Annotated in this window: 13 protein-coding genes; 6 read left to right on the forward strand and 7 right to left on the reverse strand. The window is 67.7% G+C overall.

Annotation, left to right across the window (positions count from 1 at the left end):
- Positions 1–21 precede the first annotated feature (21 nt).
- Positions 22–1257 carry a diguanylate cyclase domain-containing protein gene (locus tag LPB260_RS03590; RefSeq protein WP_208707269.1) on the forward strand — a complete coding sequence of 412 codons (1236 nt, stop codon included), beginning with the start codon at positions 22–24 and terminating at the stop codon, positions 1255–1257.
- A gap of 2 nt (positions 1258–1259) precedes the next feature.
- On the opposite strand, the gene LPB260_RS03595 is transcribed toward LPB260_RS03590, so the two are convergent.
- Positions 1260–2000 (reverse strand): ABC transporter substrate-binding protein, encoded by a 741-nt coding sequence (locus tag LPB260_RS03595; protein WP_208707270.1) that lies wholly within the window; start codon positions 1998–2000, stop codon positions 1260–1262.
- Between the two features lie 136 nt (positions 2001–2136).
- Here LPB260_RS03595 and LPB260_RS03600 point away from each other — a divergent pair, with 136 nt between their 5' ends.
- From LPB260_RS03600 to LPB260_RS03610, 3 genes are all read left to right on the forward strand, one after another.
- Entirely contained in the window at positions 2137–2589 is a 453-nt protein-coding gene (locus tag LPB260_RS03600; protein WP_208707271.1) for a DUF302 domain-containing protein, read from the forward strand.
- Between the two features lie 75 nt (positions 2590–2664).
- Entirely contained in the window at positions 2665–3849 is a 1185-nt protein-coding gene (locus LPB260_RS03605) for an NAD(P)/FAD-dependent oxidoreductase (RefSeq protein WP_208707272.1), read from the forward strand.
- A gap of 74 nt (positions 3850–3923) precedes the next feature.
- Positions 3924–5762, forward strand: a complete 1839-nt coding sequence (locus LPB260_RS03610) for an SLC13 family permease (RefSeq protein ID WP_208707273.1) — start codon at positions 3924–3926, stop codon at positions 5760–5762.
- A gap of 12 nt (positions 5763–5774) precedes the next feature.
- Here the strand turns inward: LPB260_RS03610 and LPB260_RS03615 are convergent, their stop codons facing one another.
- The 5 genes from LPB260_RS03615 to LPB260_RS03635 form a co-directional block, all read right to left on the reverse strand.
- Entirely contained in the window at positions 5775–6428 is a 654-nt protein-coding gene (locus tag LPB260_RS03615) for a protocatechuate 3,4-dioxygenase (RefSeq protein ID WP_208707274.1), read from the reverse strand.
- Between the two features lie 151 nt (positions 6429–6579).
- Positions 6580–7701, reverse strand: coding sequence for an alanine dehydrogenase (gene ald / locus LPB260_RS03620; RefSeq protein WP_208707275.1), 1122 nt, complete (start codon positions 7699–7701; stop codon positions 6580–6582).
- A gap of 200 nt (positions 7702–7901) precedes the next feature.
- Complete coding sequence (locus tag LPB260_RS03625; RefSeq protein ID WP_208707276.1) at positions 7902–8615, reverse strand: glutathione S-transferase family protein; 714 nt, start codon at positions 8613–8615, stop codon at positions 7902–7904.
- Between the two features lie 201 nt (positions 8616–8816).
- Positions 8817–9569 (reverse strand): slipin family protein, encoded by a 753-nt coding sequence (locus tag LPB260_RS03630; protein WP_208707277.1) that lies wholly within the window; start codon positions 9567–9569, stop codon positions 8817–8819.
- Between the two features lie 2 nt (positions 9570–9571).
- The gene (locus LPB260_RS03635; RefSeq protein ID WP_371926109.1) at positions 9572–11029 is read right to left on the reverse strand and encodes a nodulation protein NfeD; all 1458 of its coding nucleotides are present in this window, start codon (positions 11027–11029) and stop codon (positions 9572–9574) included.
- A gap of 190 nt (positions 11030–11219) precedes the next feature.
- On the opposite strand from LPB260_RS03635, the gene yccS reads away from it, so the two are divergent.
- Complete coding sequence (gene yccS / locus LPB260_RS03640; protein WP_208707279.1) at positions 11220–13406, forward strand: YccS family putative transporter; 2187 nt, start codon at positions 11220–11222, stop codon at positions 13404–13406.
- A gap of 8 nt (positions 13407–13414) precedes the next feature.
- Here yccS and LPB260_RS03645 read toward each other — a convergent pair whose 3' ends face one another.
- On the reverse strand, positions 13415–14272 hold the full coding sequence (locus LPB260_RS03645) for an HDOD domain-containing protein (protein ID WP_208707280.1): 858 nt from the start codon (positions 14270–14272) through the stop codon (positions 13415–13417).
- Positions 14273–14409: 137 nt separating this feature from the next.
- Here LPB260_RS03645 and LPB260_RS03650 point away from each other — a divergent pair, with 137 nt between their 5' ends.
- Positions 14410–14892, forward strand: a complete 483-nt coding sequence (locus LPB260_RS03650; protein WP_208707281.1) for a GreA/GreB family elongation factor — start codon at positions 14410–14412, stop codon at positions 14890–14892.
- The last annotated feature ends 108 nt before the right edge of the window (positions 14893–15000 follow it).

Below are 15000 nucleotides of genomic sequence, written 5' to 3' on the forward strand. Positions count from 1 at the left end.
CACCCGCTACAGGAGTTGATCGTGCGCAACATTCTGGTCATCGAAGACAGTCCGCTGGTACTGAAGATCCTCGAACACCTGTTCCGCCAGGAGCCCGAGCTGCAACCGCTGTTCTGCGCCTCGCTGGCCGAGGCCCAGGTCATGCTGGAGAGCTCCGCCGAGCTGTTCTTCGCCGCCATCGTCGACCTGCACCTGCCGGATGCGCCGCACGGCGAGAGCGTCGACCTGGTGATGCACTACGGCCTGCCGTGCATCGTGCTCAGCGGCTCGTACGACGAACAGCGGCGCGACCAGCTGCTGCTCAAGGGGGTGGTCGACTACGTGCTCAAGGAGAGCCAGCACTCCTACGAGTACGCCTTCCGCCTGCTGCACCGCCTGGAAAGCAACGGCCGGGTGAAGATCCTCGTCGCCGAGGACTCCGACGCCACCCGCCAGTACATCCGCCACGTGCTGGCGCCGCACCGTTTCCAGCTGCTCGAGGCCCGCGACGGCGACGAGACCCTGCGCATCCTCCAGGCGCAGCCGGATATCGACCTGCTGGTGGTCGACCACAGCATGCCCGGGCTCAGCGGCTTCGAGCTGGTCAAGCTGCTGCGCCAGCAGATGAAGCGCCACGAACTGATCATCATCGGCCTGTCCGCCGACGCCAAGGGCTCGCTCAGTGCCAAGTTCATCAAGCACGGCGCCGACGACTTCCTGCGCAAGCCGTTCTGCCCGGAAGAGTTGAACTGTCGGGTGATCTCGACCCTGGAGCGGCGCGACCTGCTGCGCGCCCTCAAGCAGGCCGCGCAGTTCGACGCGCTGACCGGCCTGAACAACCGCCGGGCCTTCTACGAGCAGGGCGTCGGCCAACTGCAGCAGGCGCAGCGCGCCGGCCGCGCCCTGAGCGTGGCGATGATCGACCTGGACCATTTCAAGCGGATCAACGACCAGCACGGCCACGCCAGCGGCGATGCCGCCCTGGTCGCCTTCGCCGGCGCCTTCCTCGAGGCCTTTCCCGACGCCCTGCTCGCGCGCCTCGGCGGCGAAGAGTTCGCCCTGCTCAGCCAGCAGGACGCGGCCGACCTGGCCCAGGGCCTGGACCGCTTGCGTGTGCGCTGCGCCGGATTGCCCTACAGCGCCGGCGCGCCGCCACTGTCCTTCAGCGCCGGGGTCAGCCAGGGCGCAGGCACTAGCCTGGAGAGCCTGCTGCACGAGGCCGACCAGCGCCTGTATCGCGCCAAGCACCAGGGCCGCGGCCTGACGGTCTGGCAGTAACGCTACAGGCCGTGGCGCCGGAAGATGGCGGCATAGCTGCCATCGGCGCGCATCGCCTCGATGGCGCGGTTGAACGCCTCGGCGATGCGCTGGTGATCCGGGCGACCGAGCCCCACCAGCACATGCAGGCCATTCTCGCTCAGGGGCTGCGCGACGAATTCCAGGTCATCGCGGATGTCCCGTAGCTCGCGGGCGAAATGGTAGCGCGCGACGATCTCGTCCTCCGGCATCATCTCCACCCGCCTGGCATGGACCATGCGCGCGCCGCTGAGAAAACTGCTGACCTTGACCTTGCGCAGCCGCCCGTCCTTATCGAACACCGGTGAATAGGCGTAGTCGCGCATCACCGCGATGCGGTGGGGATAGAGATCGGCCAGCGTGTCGAACTGCAGCGGGCGATCCTTGCGCCGCAGCAGGCGAATGCGATTGACCAGAAATGGCTGGGAAAAGTAGCCGAAGGCGGTGCGGTCCTCGCTGTACCAGGCGTTGATCAGCACGTCGTAGTCGCCCAGGCGCAGGCCGCGCACGGCTCGGGCCCAGGGCACCTCCACATAGTCAGTGGCATAGCCGGCGCGGCTGAACGCGGTCTCGACCAGGTCCGAGGCCAGGCCATGGTTGAGCAGCTTCTGGTCGTTGAACGGCGGCCAGGGGCTGGCGACCAGGCGCAGTCGCTCCGCGGCCCCGGCCAGGCCGGGCCAGGCCAGCAACAGCAGCGACAGACAACAGACGCGCAAACCTGTCATAACGGGCTATCCATAGCGAAACATTGGTCAATACTAGTCATCACGCACGAAAACACCTGTGGCCTGGGTCTCGTCATGGCAGCAGCCTGGCAAGTACCCAGCGCTCGAGCAACGCCCCATCCGAGAGGAACCGCCGATGAACAGCCTGCGATCGTTGTCGAGCCTCGCCCTGCTGCTCTGCAGCGTGCTCGCCCAGGCCGCAGACGGGCTGGTGGTGCTGCCCAGCCCGCACAGCGCCGCCGATACCATGAACCGCCTGGAGCTCGCCGTAAAGCAACGCGGGCTGCAGGTCTTCGCCCGGATCGACCACGCCGCCGGCGCCGCCAAGGTCGGCCAGGCGCTGCGCCCCACCGAACTGCTGATCTTCGGCAACCCCCAGGGCGGCACGCCGCTGCTGCAGTGCGCGCAGAGCGCCGGCATCGACCTGCCGCTCAAGGCGCTGGTCTGGGAGGATGCTGCGGCCCAGGTCTGGCTCGGCTACAACGACCCCGCCCATATTGCCGAACGGCATGAGATCGCACAGTGCCCGGTGGTCGGCAAGTTGAGCGAGGCCCTGGCGGATATCGCGGCATCAGTCGTCACGCCCTGAAGCGCAGCCATCGGGTAAGATGCGCGCTATTCGGTGCCGCGCTGGCGGCGCCCGTCGGGTTGTGGGGAAGTGGCTGTGCAAGTGACGGATGTGGTGATTATCGGCGCCGGCGCCGCCGGTTTGATGTGCGCGCTGACCGCCGCCGGGCGCGGACGGCGGGTGCTGCTGCTGGACCACGCCAACAAGGCCGGCAAGAAGATCCTGATGTCCGGCGGCGGGCGCTGCAACTTCACCAATATGTATTGCGAGCCGGGCAACTTCCTCTCCGAAAACCCGCACTTCTGCAAGTCGGCCCTGGCCCGCTACAGCCAGTGGGACTTCATCGGCCTGGTGGCCAAGCACGGCGTGCCCTACCACGAGAAGAAGCTCGGCCAGCTGTTCTGCGACAACAAGTCCAGCGACATCCTCGAGATGCTCCTGGCCGAATGCGCCGATGTCGGCGTCGAGTTGCGCCTGCAGACTTCGGTCAGCGAGATCGCCCGGGTGGAAAGCGGCTACCAGTTGCAGACCAGCGCCGGCCAGGTCGCCTGTCAGTCGCTGGTGATCGCCACCGGCGGCCTGTCGATCCCCACCCTGGGCGCCAGCGGCTTCGGCTATCAGGTGGCCAAGCAGTTCGGCCACCAGCTGTTGCCGACCCGCGCCGGCCTGGTGCCGTTCACCATCACCGACCCGCAGCTGAAGATACTGTGCACGGAGCTGTCCGGCACCTCGGTGGAAGATTGCCTGGTCAGCTGCAACGGCCAGAGCTTTCGCGAGAACATTCTGTTCACCCACCGCGGCCTGTCGGGCCCGGCGATTCTGCAGATTTCCTCCTACTGGCAGCCGGGCGACAGCATCAGCATCGACCTACTGCCGCATATCGACCTTCCGGACTGGCTGGCCACCCAGCAGGCCGCGCGACCGAACAGCGAGCTGAAGACCCTGCTCGCCGAGCTGTTCACCAAGAAGATGGCCGGCCTGCTGGCCGACAGCTGGTTCGTTTCCAAGCCGCTGAAGCAGTACAGCCCCGCCGAGCTCAGGGCCATCGCCGAGAAGCTCGCCGACTGGCGCCTGGTACCGGCCGGCACCGAGGGCTATCGCACCGCCGAGGTGACCCTGGGCGGCATCGACACCCGCGAGGTGTCGTCCAAGACCCTGGAGTCGCTGAAGAGCCCGGGCCTGTATTTCATCGGCGAGGTGCTCGATGTCACCGGCCACCTCGGCGGCTTCAACTTCCAGTGGGCCTGGGCCTCGGGCTACGCGGCGGCGCAGTATGTCTGAGCCATACCCCGCCATCCCGGCGCAGCTAGGCTGACTCCACCCCACTCGCCTCCTTCCAAGGATCGTTCGCCCGCATGACCCAAGACCAAGGACTGATCTTCGCCATCCTCGCCGCCACCATGGGCCTGTTCCTCTGGGGCCGCTGGCGTCACGACATAGTCGCCCTCGGCGCGCTGCTGGCCTGCGTGATCACCGGCCTGGTGCCGGATCAGCAGGCCTTCGTCGGCTTCGGCCATCCGGCGGTGATTACCGTGGCCTGCGTGCTGGTACTCAGCTTCGGCCTGCAAAGAACCGGGGCGGTCGACGCCATGGCGCAGCGGATATTGCCCGCCAATGCCGGACCGATGCTGTCGATCGCCGCCCTGACCGGGCTGGGCGCGGTGTTGTCGGCCTTCATGAACAACGTCGGCGCCCTCGCCCTGCTGATGCCGATCGCCTTGAAGATCGCCAGCAAACAAGAGCTGCCCCCCGGTCGCCTGCTGATGCCCCTGGCCTTTGGCACCATCCTCGGCGGCATGACCACGCTGATCGGCACGCCGCCCAACCTGATCGTCTCCAGCTTCCGTGCACAGAGCGGTGCCGGGCCCTTCGCCATGTTCGACTTCAGCCCGGTAGGCGTCGCCGTGGCGCTGACCGGCGTGGTGTTCATCGCCTTGGTCGGCTGGCGCCTGGTGCCGCGGCGCGAAGTGGCCGGCGCGGCCGGCTTTGATACGGGGACTTATATTACCGAGGCCCGGGTCAAGGAAGGCGCCAAGGCAGTAGGCAAGAGCCTGCGCGAGGTCGAGCAGCTGCTGGAGGAAGCCGACGCCCAGGTGGTGGGCATGGTGCGCAACAAGCTGCGCCTGTCGGCACCCAACCCGCGGCGCATCCTCCAGGCCGACGACGTGCTGATGATCGAGGCCGAGCCGGAGGCCCTCGGCGACGTGCTCAGCAAGCTGGGGCTGACCCTGGCCGCGGCGAAGAAAGCCGACAACAAGGCGGCTGATCAGGACGGCAACGCTGCCCAGGCAACGCCGGAAAAGAATAAAGCCGACGAGAAAAAAGACAGCAGCCATGAAGAGCGCGTCTTGCAGGAGCTGCTGGTACGCCCGGACTCTCCGCTGCTTGGCCTGGCGGCGAGCAATATCCGCTTGCGCCATCGCTACAACATCAACCTGCTGGCCATCTCACGGCACAGCCACCGTTCGATCAAGCGCCTGCGCTCAACCCAGTTCGAGCGCGGCGACGTGCTGCTGATGCAGGGCGAGGCAAGCGATATCAGTGATTTCGCCGGTGACTATGCCTGCGTGCCCCTGGCCGACCGCGCCATCAGCATCCCCAACCCGGGCCAGGCGGGCCTGGCCGCCGGGGTGATGCTGCTGGCGGTGGTGCTCGCCGCATTCGGCGTATTGTCGGCGGCGGTGGCCTTCGCCGCCGGCATGCTGGTGTTCATGGTGGCGCGGATCGTGCCCCTGCGCCTGCTCTACCAGTCCATCGACTGGCCGGTGATCGTACTGCTCGGCGCCATGATTCCGGTGGCAGGGGCCATGTCCGAGAGCGGCGCCGCCGACCTGTTGGCGCGCCTGCTGATGGAGCACGTCGCCCAGGGCAACCCGGTGGTGGTGCTGACCCTGCTGCTGGTGGTGACCATGACCCTGTCGGACTTCATGAACAATGCCGCCACCGCCGCGGTGATGTGCCAGATCGCCCTGAGCGCGGCCAGCCAGCTGGGGGTCAGCCCCGACTCGCTGCTGATGGCGGTGGCGATCGGCGCGTCCTGTTCGTTCCTCACCCCCATCGGCCACCAGAACAACACCCTGATCCTCAGCCCGGGCGGCTTCCGCTTCGGCGACTACTGGCGCCTCGGCCTGCCGATGGAAATCCTCGTGGTAGTGGTCAGCGTGCCGCTGCTGCTGCTGGTCTGGCCGCTCTGACGCGGCCGGCGCTCAGGCGGTCGGCGTCACGCCGAGGACGATATTGAAGCGAGCCACCTGCTCGCGCGCCACCGAGCCGGCCACCGGCACGAATGGCACGATCAACAGCTCGCGCAGCTTGGGGTCGCCGATCGAATTGAGGATGCCGTCACGGGCGTTCAAGCGTTCGCCACGGATATAGCACTGGGTGGTAAAGCGCGGCTGCCCCGGCAGGGTGACGGCGAAGTGGATATGCGGCGTGCGCCCCGGATAGGCCACCGGGCGGATGGTGCGGAAGCGGTAGCGACCGTCGCTGCCGGTGAGGAAGCGGCCGTAGCCCTGGAAGTTCCCATCGCGCCGCGCGCGGTCGCCGCCCTGGCTGTGCAGGTAGATGCCGTGGGCGTCGACCTGCCAGATCTCCACCAGGGCATCGGCCAGGGGCCGGCCGCGCGCATCGCGAATCCGCCCGTGCAGGTGCACCACGGTGCCACTGGCCGGCGTCAGGCTGTCGCCGACGATCAGCAGGTCGTTGTCCCGATCCAGCGGCAACGGGTCCGGATAGAAGGGGCCGAGGGTCTGTGCCGGGGTCAGCAGACGTTCGGCGAAGGCCCCCGGCGCAGCGAGCAACAAGGCAGCGCTGCCCATGCCCGCCATTAGCCGGCGCCGACTGATACACCCATTGCCCATGCCGTGCTCTCCTATGAGCCAATACCTGCACTAGAGATTAGCCGGGCTTGGCGGGCGGCGTCACGACAGGACGGCCGCGCCGCGCCGCGCATAAGCGCGAAGGGGGCCGGCGCCGCCCGCCATCCAGGCGGCGGGCGACGGAGCGCGCGGGCTAGAGGTGCTCCAACACGCTGGTGGCCGAGTGGTACGCCAGGCCATGGGCCTCGGCGACGCTGCCGCAGGTGATCAGGCCCCTGGCCACGTTGAGGCCGTTGCACAGGTGCGGGTCCTCTTCCAGGGCGCGCCGCGTGCCCTTTTCCGCCAGGGCGATGACGAACGGCAGGGTCGCGTTGTTCAGCGCCAGGGTCGAGGTGCGTGCCACCGCGCCGGGCATGTTGGCCACGCAGTAGTGCACCACCTCATCGACCACATAGGTGGGGTCGGCATGGGTGGTGGCCTTGGAGGTCTCCGCACAGCCGCCCTGGTCGATGGCCACGTCGACCAGCACCGCGCCCGGTTGCATCTGCCGGATCATCTCGGCACTGACCAGCTTGGGCGCCGCCGCGCCGGGGATCAGCACCCCGCCGATCACCAGGTCGGCCGCCAGCACCTGCTCGCGCAGGGCCGTGCGGGTCGAGTAGAGGGTGGTGATGCGGTTACCGTACTGGCTGTCCAGGCGGCGCAGGGCATCGACGCTCTTGTCCAGCACGGTGACGTCCGCGCCCAGGCCGACGGCCATGGCCAGGGCATGACTGCCGACCACGCCGCCGCCGAGTATCACCACCTTGCCCGGGGCCACGCCCGGCACCCCGCCGAGCAGCACGCCGCGGCCGCCGCGGGCCTTCTCCAGGCAACTGGCGCCGGCCTGGATCGACATGCGCCCGGCCACCTCCGACATCGGCGCCAGCAACGGCAGGCGGCCGTTGGCGTCGGTCACGGTTTCGTAGGCGATGCAGGTGGCGCCGCTGGCCATCAGCTCGTCGGTCTGCGGCCGATCGGGCGCCAGGTGCAGGTAGGTGAACAGCGTGTGATTCGGCCGCAACCGGGCGCGCTCGACCGCCAGCGGCTCCTTGACCTTGACGATCATCTGCGCCTCGTTGAACACCTGGGCGGCGTCCTTGGCGATCTGCGCGCCGACGGCCAGGTAGTCGGCGTCGCTGAAGCCGATGGCGCTGCCGGCATGGGTCTCGACCAACACCTCATGCCCCAGCACGGTCAGCTCGGCCACCGACTGCGGCGTCAGGCCGACGCGATACTCATGATTCTTGATTTCCTTGGGAACACCGATGCGCATAGCTACCTCCAGACGATAACCGGATGACCATAGGAAAAGTCTAGGCAACGCTCGCCGGCAGCCGGCCTGTATTGGCCGGGCCTTTCAGGAGAATCCCCTGAAATTTCTGAATTTCCGGCAGTGAATCGCGAGCGAAGAGCGCGTGACGCCACGCGCCGACGCGCCCGAGTGCCACCTCGCCGCCCCTATAAGCGCGCGTCTCAGGCCGTCGGAACTGCCAGCGCCTGGCCGTCAGGCTCGGCGCGTTTCACTGGCCCGCAGCTTGTCTGGTAGTGATTCAGCAGACGCTGGAACCAGGCCCCGACATTGGACTCCGTGGCCCAGGGCTGGGTGCCCAGGCACCAGGCCCAGAAGAACAGGCCGCCGACCAGGTAGTCGCTGCCACCGGCGCTGTCACCGTCCAGGTAGGGCTGATCGGCCAGCCAGGCCTCCAGTGGCGCCAGGGCCTGGCGCAGCTGCGCGGTGCCCGCCTGCGGGTCGGCGAAGGCCTCCAGGCTCATGCCCAGGGCCTTCTCGCGGGTGCTGCGGAAATACGCCTGGTCAGCCGGCGCGATCAACGCGTGGACCCGCGGCACGAGGATCTTCAGCAAAGGCATGCGCAGCGCCTGGAAGATCACCCGCTCGAGCAGTCGCGCCCGGCTCTGCGCTTCGCCGGTGCCGAGCAGGGGGCGCTCGGGATAGGCGCGGTCCAGGTACTGGAAGATCGCCACGCTGTCGTGCACCACGCAGTCGCCATCGCGCAGCACCGGCACCAGCTGTTGCCCGGAACAGGCCAGCGGCGCCTTGTCGGTGAAGCACAGCGGCCGGCTGTGGAACTCCAGGCCCTTGTGCAGCAGGGCCAGGCGCACGCGCCAGCAGTAGGGGGAAAACAGCAGCTCGGGGTCGGCCCCGCGCAGCTCGAAGAGTTCACGCATGTTCATCTCCATTGGGGCGGAGCCGAGCGGCTCCGATGGCGCTGCGGAAAGCGGCGGACTCGCAGCTCAGCCGTCAGGCCAGCGGCGAGGCAGGTTCAGAAAGCGGCTCGGCGCAGAGCGTTTCGTGGCGGCCGAGGTTCATCGGCCGAATTGATAACAAAACGCTCCCGGCATGCAACCCCGACGAAAGGCGAAGGCGCCCTAGGACTTGGGCATCTTGATGCTCTGCAACAGCTCGATCGGCAGCGGGAAGACGATGGTCGAGCTCTTGTCTCCGGCGATATTGCTCAGGGTCTGCATGTAGCGCAGCTGCATGGCCCCCGACTGGCGGCCGAGCATCTCGGCGGCCTGCATGAGCTTTTCCGAGGCCTGCAACTCGCCCTCGGCGTGAATCACCTTGGCCCGCCGCTCGCGCTCGGCCTCGGCCTGCTTGGCGATGGCGCGGATCATCGACTCGTCGAGGTCGACATGCTTGATCTCGACATTGGCCACCTTGATGCCCCAGGCGTCGGTCTGCGCATCGAGCACATGCTGGATATCCACATTGAGCCGCTCGCGCTCGGCCAGCATCTCGTCCAGCTCATGCTTGCCGAGCACCGCGCGCAGGGTGGTCTGCGCCAGCTGGCTGGTGGCCTTGAGGAAGTCCTCAACCTGGATGATCGCCTTCTGCGGGTCGAGCACGCGGAAGTACACCACGGCATTGACCTTGACCGAGACGTTATCCCGGGAGATCACGTCCTGGGTCGGCACATCCAGGACGATGGTCCGCAGGTCGACGCGCACCATCTGCTGGATGCCGGGGATGATGATGATCAGGCCGGGGCCCTTGACCCGCCAGAAGCGTCCCAGCTGGAACACCACGCCGCGCTCGTACTCGCGCAGGATGCGGAACGCCGAGACCAGCAGGGCGATCAGCAGCACCGCCAGGGCGGAAAAACTCAGTTCGAAACCCATGGTTACTCTCCTTTGGGCGGCGCCTCTTCGGCCGCCGCGACTTCCAGCATCAAACCCTTGCGCCCCAGCACCCGTACCTGCTGGCCGGCTCGCAATGGCACCTGGCTGACCACCTGCCACTTCTCACCCTGCAATTGCACCCAGCCACCGCTAAGGTTGTCCGGCGCCACGGCGTCGATCCGCACCAGGCTGCCGACCAGCTCGCTGTCGCCCCCGACCAGGGCGCGGCGCCGGGCGCGCAGGGCCATGCTCAGAATGACGAAGATCACCAGGCCGCTGGTGAGTCCCAGGGTCAGGATCAGCGCCAGGGGGATGCCGAAACCGGGCACATCGGTATCGATCAGGATCAGCGCACCAAAGCAGAACGCCACGATCCCGCCGATGCCCAGCACGCCGAAGCTCGGCATGAAGGCCTCGGCGGCGATGAAGGCGATGCCCAGCAGGATCAGCGCCACGCCGGCGTAGTTCACCGGCAACAGCTGCAGCGAGTAGAGCGCCAGGATCAGGCAGATACCGCCGAGCACGCCGCCGACCCCGGTGCCCGGGTTGGAGAACTCGAAGAACAGGCCGTAGACGCCGAACATCATCAGCAGCAGCGCCACGCTGGGGTTGGTGATCACCGCCAGCAACTGGGTGCGCCAGTCGGGCTCGTGGCTGACCAGCACGGCGCCCTCGGTGTCCAGGGTGACCTCCACGCCCGCGGCGGTGAAGGTCTTACCGTGCAGCTGCTTGAGCAGGTGCGCCAGATCGTTGGCCAGGTAGTCGATCACCTTGAGCTGCAGCGCTTCGGCCGCGGACAGGCTGACCGCCTCGCGCACCGCCTGCTCGGCCCACTCGGCGTTGCGCCCACGCATCTGCGCCAGGCCGCGGATGTAGGCCGAGGCGTCGTTGATCTGCTTCTTGCTCAGGGTATCGGTCGGCGCGCCGGCCTTTTCGGTCTTCTTCGTCTTGTCCGCCTTCTCGGCCTGCCCCTGCTGGTCGGGCTGCGCGGCCGGCTCGCTTTCCTTGCCCGCCTCCGGCTGCTCCGGTTTCGGCGACGGCGAGCCGGGCATGCCGCCGATCTGCACCGGCGTCGCCGCGCCGAGGTTGGTACCCGGCGCCATGGCCGCAATATGGCTGGCATAGAGGATATAGGTGCCGGCGCTGGCCGCCCGCGCGCCGCTCGGCGCGACATAGCTGGCGACCGGGATCGGGCTGGCGAGTATCGCCTTGATGATGTCGCGCATCGAGGTGTCCAGGCCACCGGGGGTGTCGATGCTGATCACCACCAGTTGCGCGCCCTCGTCCACCGCCCGCGCCAGCCCGCGCACCAGATAGTCGGCGCTGGCCGGGCCGATCGCGCCGTCGACGCGCAGTTCCACCACCAGGGCTGGCGCCGCACTCAACCAGGTCGGCACCAGCAGCAGGGCCAGGGCGAGGCATACACGGCGCGCCGACGCCAACGTCGCGGAAAACTTCACGGTCCTCTCCATGACAGCCGCCACGGTGATGCCTCAGACATGAGACGCGACTGCCTGCCTAGAGGATAGTCCATGGTTTATCCCAGGCCGCCCCGTCGCCTGGCGCCCGGGCCCGGCGCAGGGGGAGTGCCGCCGGCCGCTCTATTCCAGTAGTCTTCGACGCAAGTCTCGCGGACAAGGCCGTTCAACGATGTCGTCTCCCTCCCTGCGCCACTCCCTGCGTCGCCTCTGGGCGCTGGACAAGTTCAGCTACAGCCTGCGGGTGTTCATCGCCCTGGGCGGCAGCCTGCTGCTGTGCTGGTCGCAGGGCTGGATGCACGCACTGATCCCGCTGTTCCTCGGGGTGATCGCCAGCGCCCTGGCGGAAACCGACGACAGCTGGCAGGGCCGGCTCACCGCCCTGCTGGTGACCCTCGGCTGCTTCAGCGCGGCGGCCTACACGGTGGAGCTGCTGTTCCCCTACCCCTGGCTGTTCGTCGCCGCCCTGGCCCTGTCGAGCTTCGCCCTGACCATGCTCGGCGCCCTCGGCGAGCGTTTCGCCACCCTCGGCTGGGCGACCCTGATCCTGGCGATCTACAGCATGATCGGCGTCGAGCAGCGCGGCGGCAGCGTCGGCTTCGGCCTGGAGCCGCTGCTGCTGGTGGCCGGCGCCGCCTGGTACGGCCTGCTCTCGGTGATCTGGAACGCCCTGTTCGCCCACCAGCCGCTGCAGCACAGCCTGGCCCGGCTGTTTCGCGAGCTGGGCCGCTACCTCAAGCTCAAGGCCGCACTGTTCGAGCCGCTGCGCCAGCTCGACGTGGAGCAGCGCCGGCTGGCCCTGGCCAAACAGAATGGCCAGGTGGTGGCGGCGCTGAACGCCACCAAGGAAATCATCCTGCACCGGGTCGGCAATGACCGGCCGAGCGCCAAAGTCGGCCGCTACCTCAAGCTGTACTTCCTCGCCCAGGACATCCACGAGCGCGCCAGCTCGTCCCACTACCCCTACAACGAACTGGCCGAGGCGTTCTTCCACAGCGACGTGCTGTTCCGCTGCCAGCGCCTGCTGCGCCTGCACGGCGAGGCCTGTGAGCGACTGGCCCAGGCCATCGAACTGCGCCAAGCCTTCGAGTACCGCGAGCTGTGCTCCCAGGCGCTGGCCGACCTGCACGCCTCCCTCGACCACCTGCGCCTGCAGAGCAACCCGGCCTGGCGCCACCTGCTGCGCTCGCTGCAGGCCCTGGCCGGCAACCTCGCCACCCTCGACCGGCTGCTCGGCAATGCCAGCAACCCCGACGCACTGGCCGAGGAACAGGACAGCAGCCTGCTGGACCGCGAACCGCAGTCGCTGAAGGACGTGGCCGAACGCCTTCGCCAGCAGCTGACGCCGACCTCCCTGCTGTTCCGCCATGCCCTGCGCCTGGCCATCGCCTTGGCCGCCGGCTATGGCCTGCTGCACTGGATACACCCGGCCCAGGGCTATTGGATATTGCTGACCACGCTGTTCGTCTGCCAGCCCAACTACGGCGCCACCCGGCGCAAGCTGGTGCAACGCATCCTGGGCACGGTCCTGGGCCTGGTGCTTGGCTGGGCGCTGTTCGACCTGTTCCCCAATCCGCTGCTGCAATCGTTCATCGCCGTGGCCGCCGGGGTGGCCTTCTTCGCCACCCGCAGCAACCGCTACACCCTGGCCACGGCGGCGATCACCCTGCTGGTGCTGTTCTGCTTCAACCAGGTCGGCGACGGCTATGGCCTGATCATCCCGCGCCTGGTCGACACCCTGCTCGGCAGCCTGATCGCCGGCCTGGCGGTATTTTTGATCCTGCCGGACTGGCAGGGTCGCCGGCTCGACCGCATGGTGGCCAACACCCTGAGCTGCAACAGCACCTACCTGCGCCAGATCATCCAGCAGTACGCCAGCGGCAAGCGCGACGACCTGGCCTATCGCCTGGCGCGGCGCAATGCCCACAACGCCGACGCGGCGCTGTCCACCACCCTGGGCAACATGCTCATGGAGCCCGGGCACTTCCGCAAGGAGGCGGACATCGGCTTTCGCTTCCTGGTGCTCTCGCACACCCTGCTGAGCTACCTCTCGGGGCTCGGCGCGCATCGCGGAGAGATGCTCCTGACCGAGGGCCACAACCAGTTGCTGAGCAGCGCCGAACGCCTGGCCAGCAGCCTGGATGAAATCGCCGGCGAGCTCGGTGAAGGCCGCGCGGTGGCGATCCACAGCGATGCCGAGGAACAGCTGGCGGCCGAGCTGGAGCGCTTGCCGGAGGAACTCGATGACCAGCAGCGCCTGGTGCAGACCCAGCTGGCGTTGATCTGTCGGCAACTCGGCCCGCTGCGCACCCTCGCCGCCCACCTGCTCAAGGGACGCGGCGATAGCACGGCGAAGTGAGTGAATAGCTAGCGCAGGGCCGCGGCGATGCTGTGGATTTCGTCCCAGTGCTGGCTGACCAGTGAGAGGCAGCCGTGCTCGTCCAGTTCGTTCTGCGGCGCAGCCAGCTTGGCGTAGGCCGCCAGCTCGTCGATCGGCGGCAGGTCGGCGGCCGGATTGGTGTCCTTGACCGCGTGATACAGCCCCAGGTTGACCAGGTCGATCAACTCGATCTGCCGCTGCCGCAGCAGTGTCCAGTCACCAATGTCACGAATGATCTGCACATAGGCTTCGTCCACCGCCCATTTCTTCAGCAGCATGACCCCCAGCGACTTGCTGTAGGCCCGGCACAGCTTGAGATAGCGGTCCTTGGTGGGTACCAACGTTTGGCTCTTGAACGCCGACAACACGGCCAACGAGCCGACCTCGCTGAGCAGGCAGGCCAGCACCGCATGGTCCGCCGGGATGTGCCCGACCATGCGCGCCAGGAAGGCGCAGACGCTGGCCTTGAGAGTCAAGCGGTGCCAGGCTTCCATGAACAACTGCTTGTGCTCGGCGCTGTGCAGGGTGAACAGGCTCTTGACGCTGTGCACCATGACCACCCGGTCCACCTGCTGCAGGCCGAGCACCCGCATCACATCAAGCAGGTTCCGCGGCGCCATGCGCGAACGCAACAGGGCGCTGGACGCATACTTCATCAGCAGGGCGCTGAGCGCCGGGTCCTGACTGATCAGCTCGACCAACTGGCTGATGCTGACCTCGGGCTCCGCGAGCGCGCGGCGAATCTTCCAGGTCAGCGACGGCAGGCTGGGCAACTGCTCCTGATCGCTCATCAGCTGAGCGATCAGGTCGCGGTAGACCGAATAGTCCGACTGTAGCGTTTCCATCGTTGCCTCCGGCCCAGTATCGCCTCGAGTGTAGCCAAGCGGCCCTTCTATTGCGTGACTTTCAGCCGCCGCGGTTTTGCCAGGGAGGCCTGGCACGCGGATAATCCGAGCTTTCCCGCTGTGCTGGCGAGTCGTCGATGGACAAGAACACGCTTCACCCGTTGATCATCGAACGCTTGCAGGCCGATCTGGAGCTGGCCCAGCGCGCCGCCCAGAGCGCCTACGAGGCGGCCACCGACGAGCAGAATATCGCCGAGAACAAGTACGACACCCTCGGCCTGGAGGCCTCCTACCTGGCGACCGGTCAGGCGCGCCGGGCGCAGGAGATCCGCCAGAGCCTGAGCGCCTGGCAGCAGCTGACCCTGCGTCCCTTCGACCCGCGGCAGGGCATCCAGCTCGGCGCCCTGGTCTGGCTGGCCGATGCCCGGGAGCGTGAGCAATGCCTGCTGCTGGGCCCGGAGGGCGCCGGGTTGAGGCTTCAGTGGCAGGGTCAGGAGGTACTGCTGGTCAGTCCGCGCGCGCCCCTGGGTCAGCGCCTGCTCGGCTGCGGCCCGGGCGATGAGGTGGAGCTGCGCATCGCCGGCGGCGTGCAGCACTTCGAGATACTGCGCGTGCTCTGAACCGGCGCGCAGACCAGGCCAGCCGCGATCTGCGCTAGGCTGATAAGAGCATGGTCGTGCGCTGGCCGGCGCCCCATCGGCGCCTTATCCACCGAGCAGAGGTACTCG

Source organism: Pseudomonas sp. LPB0260, assembly GCF_013388395.1.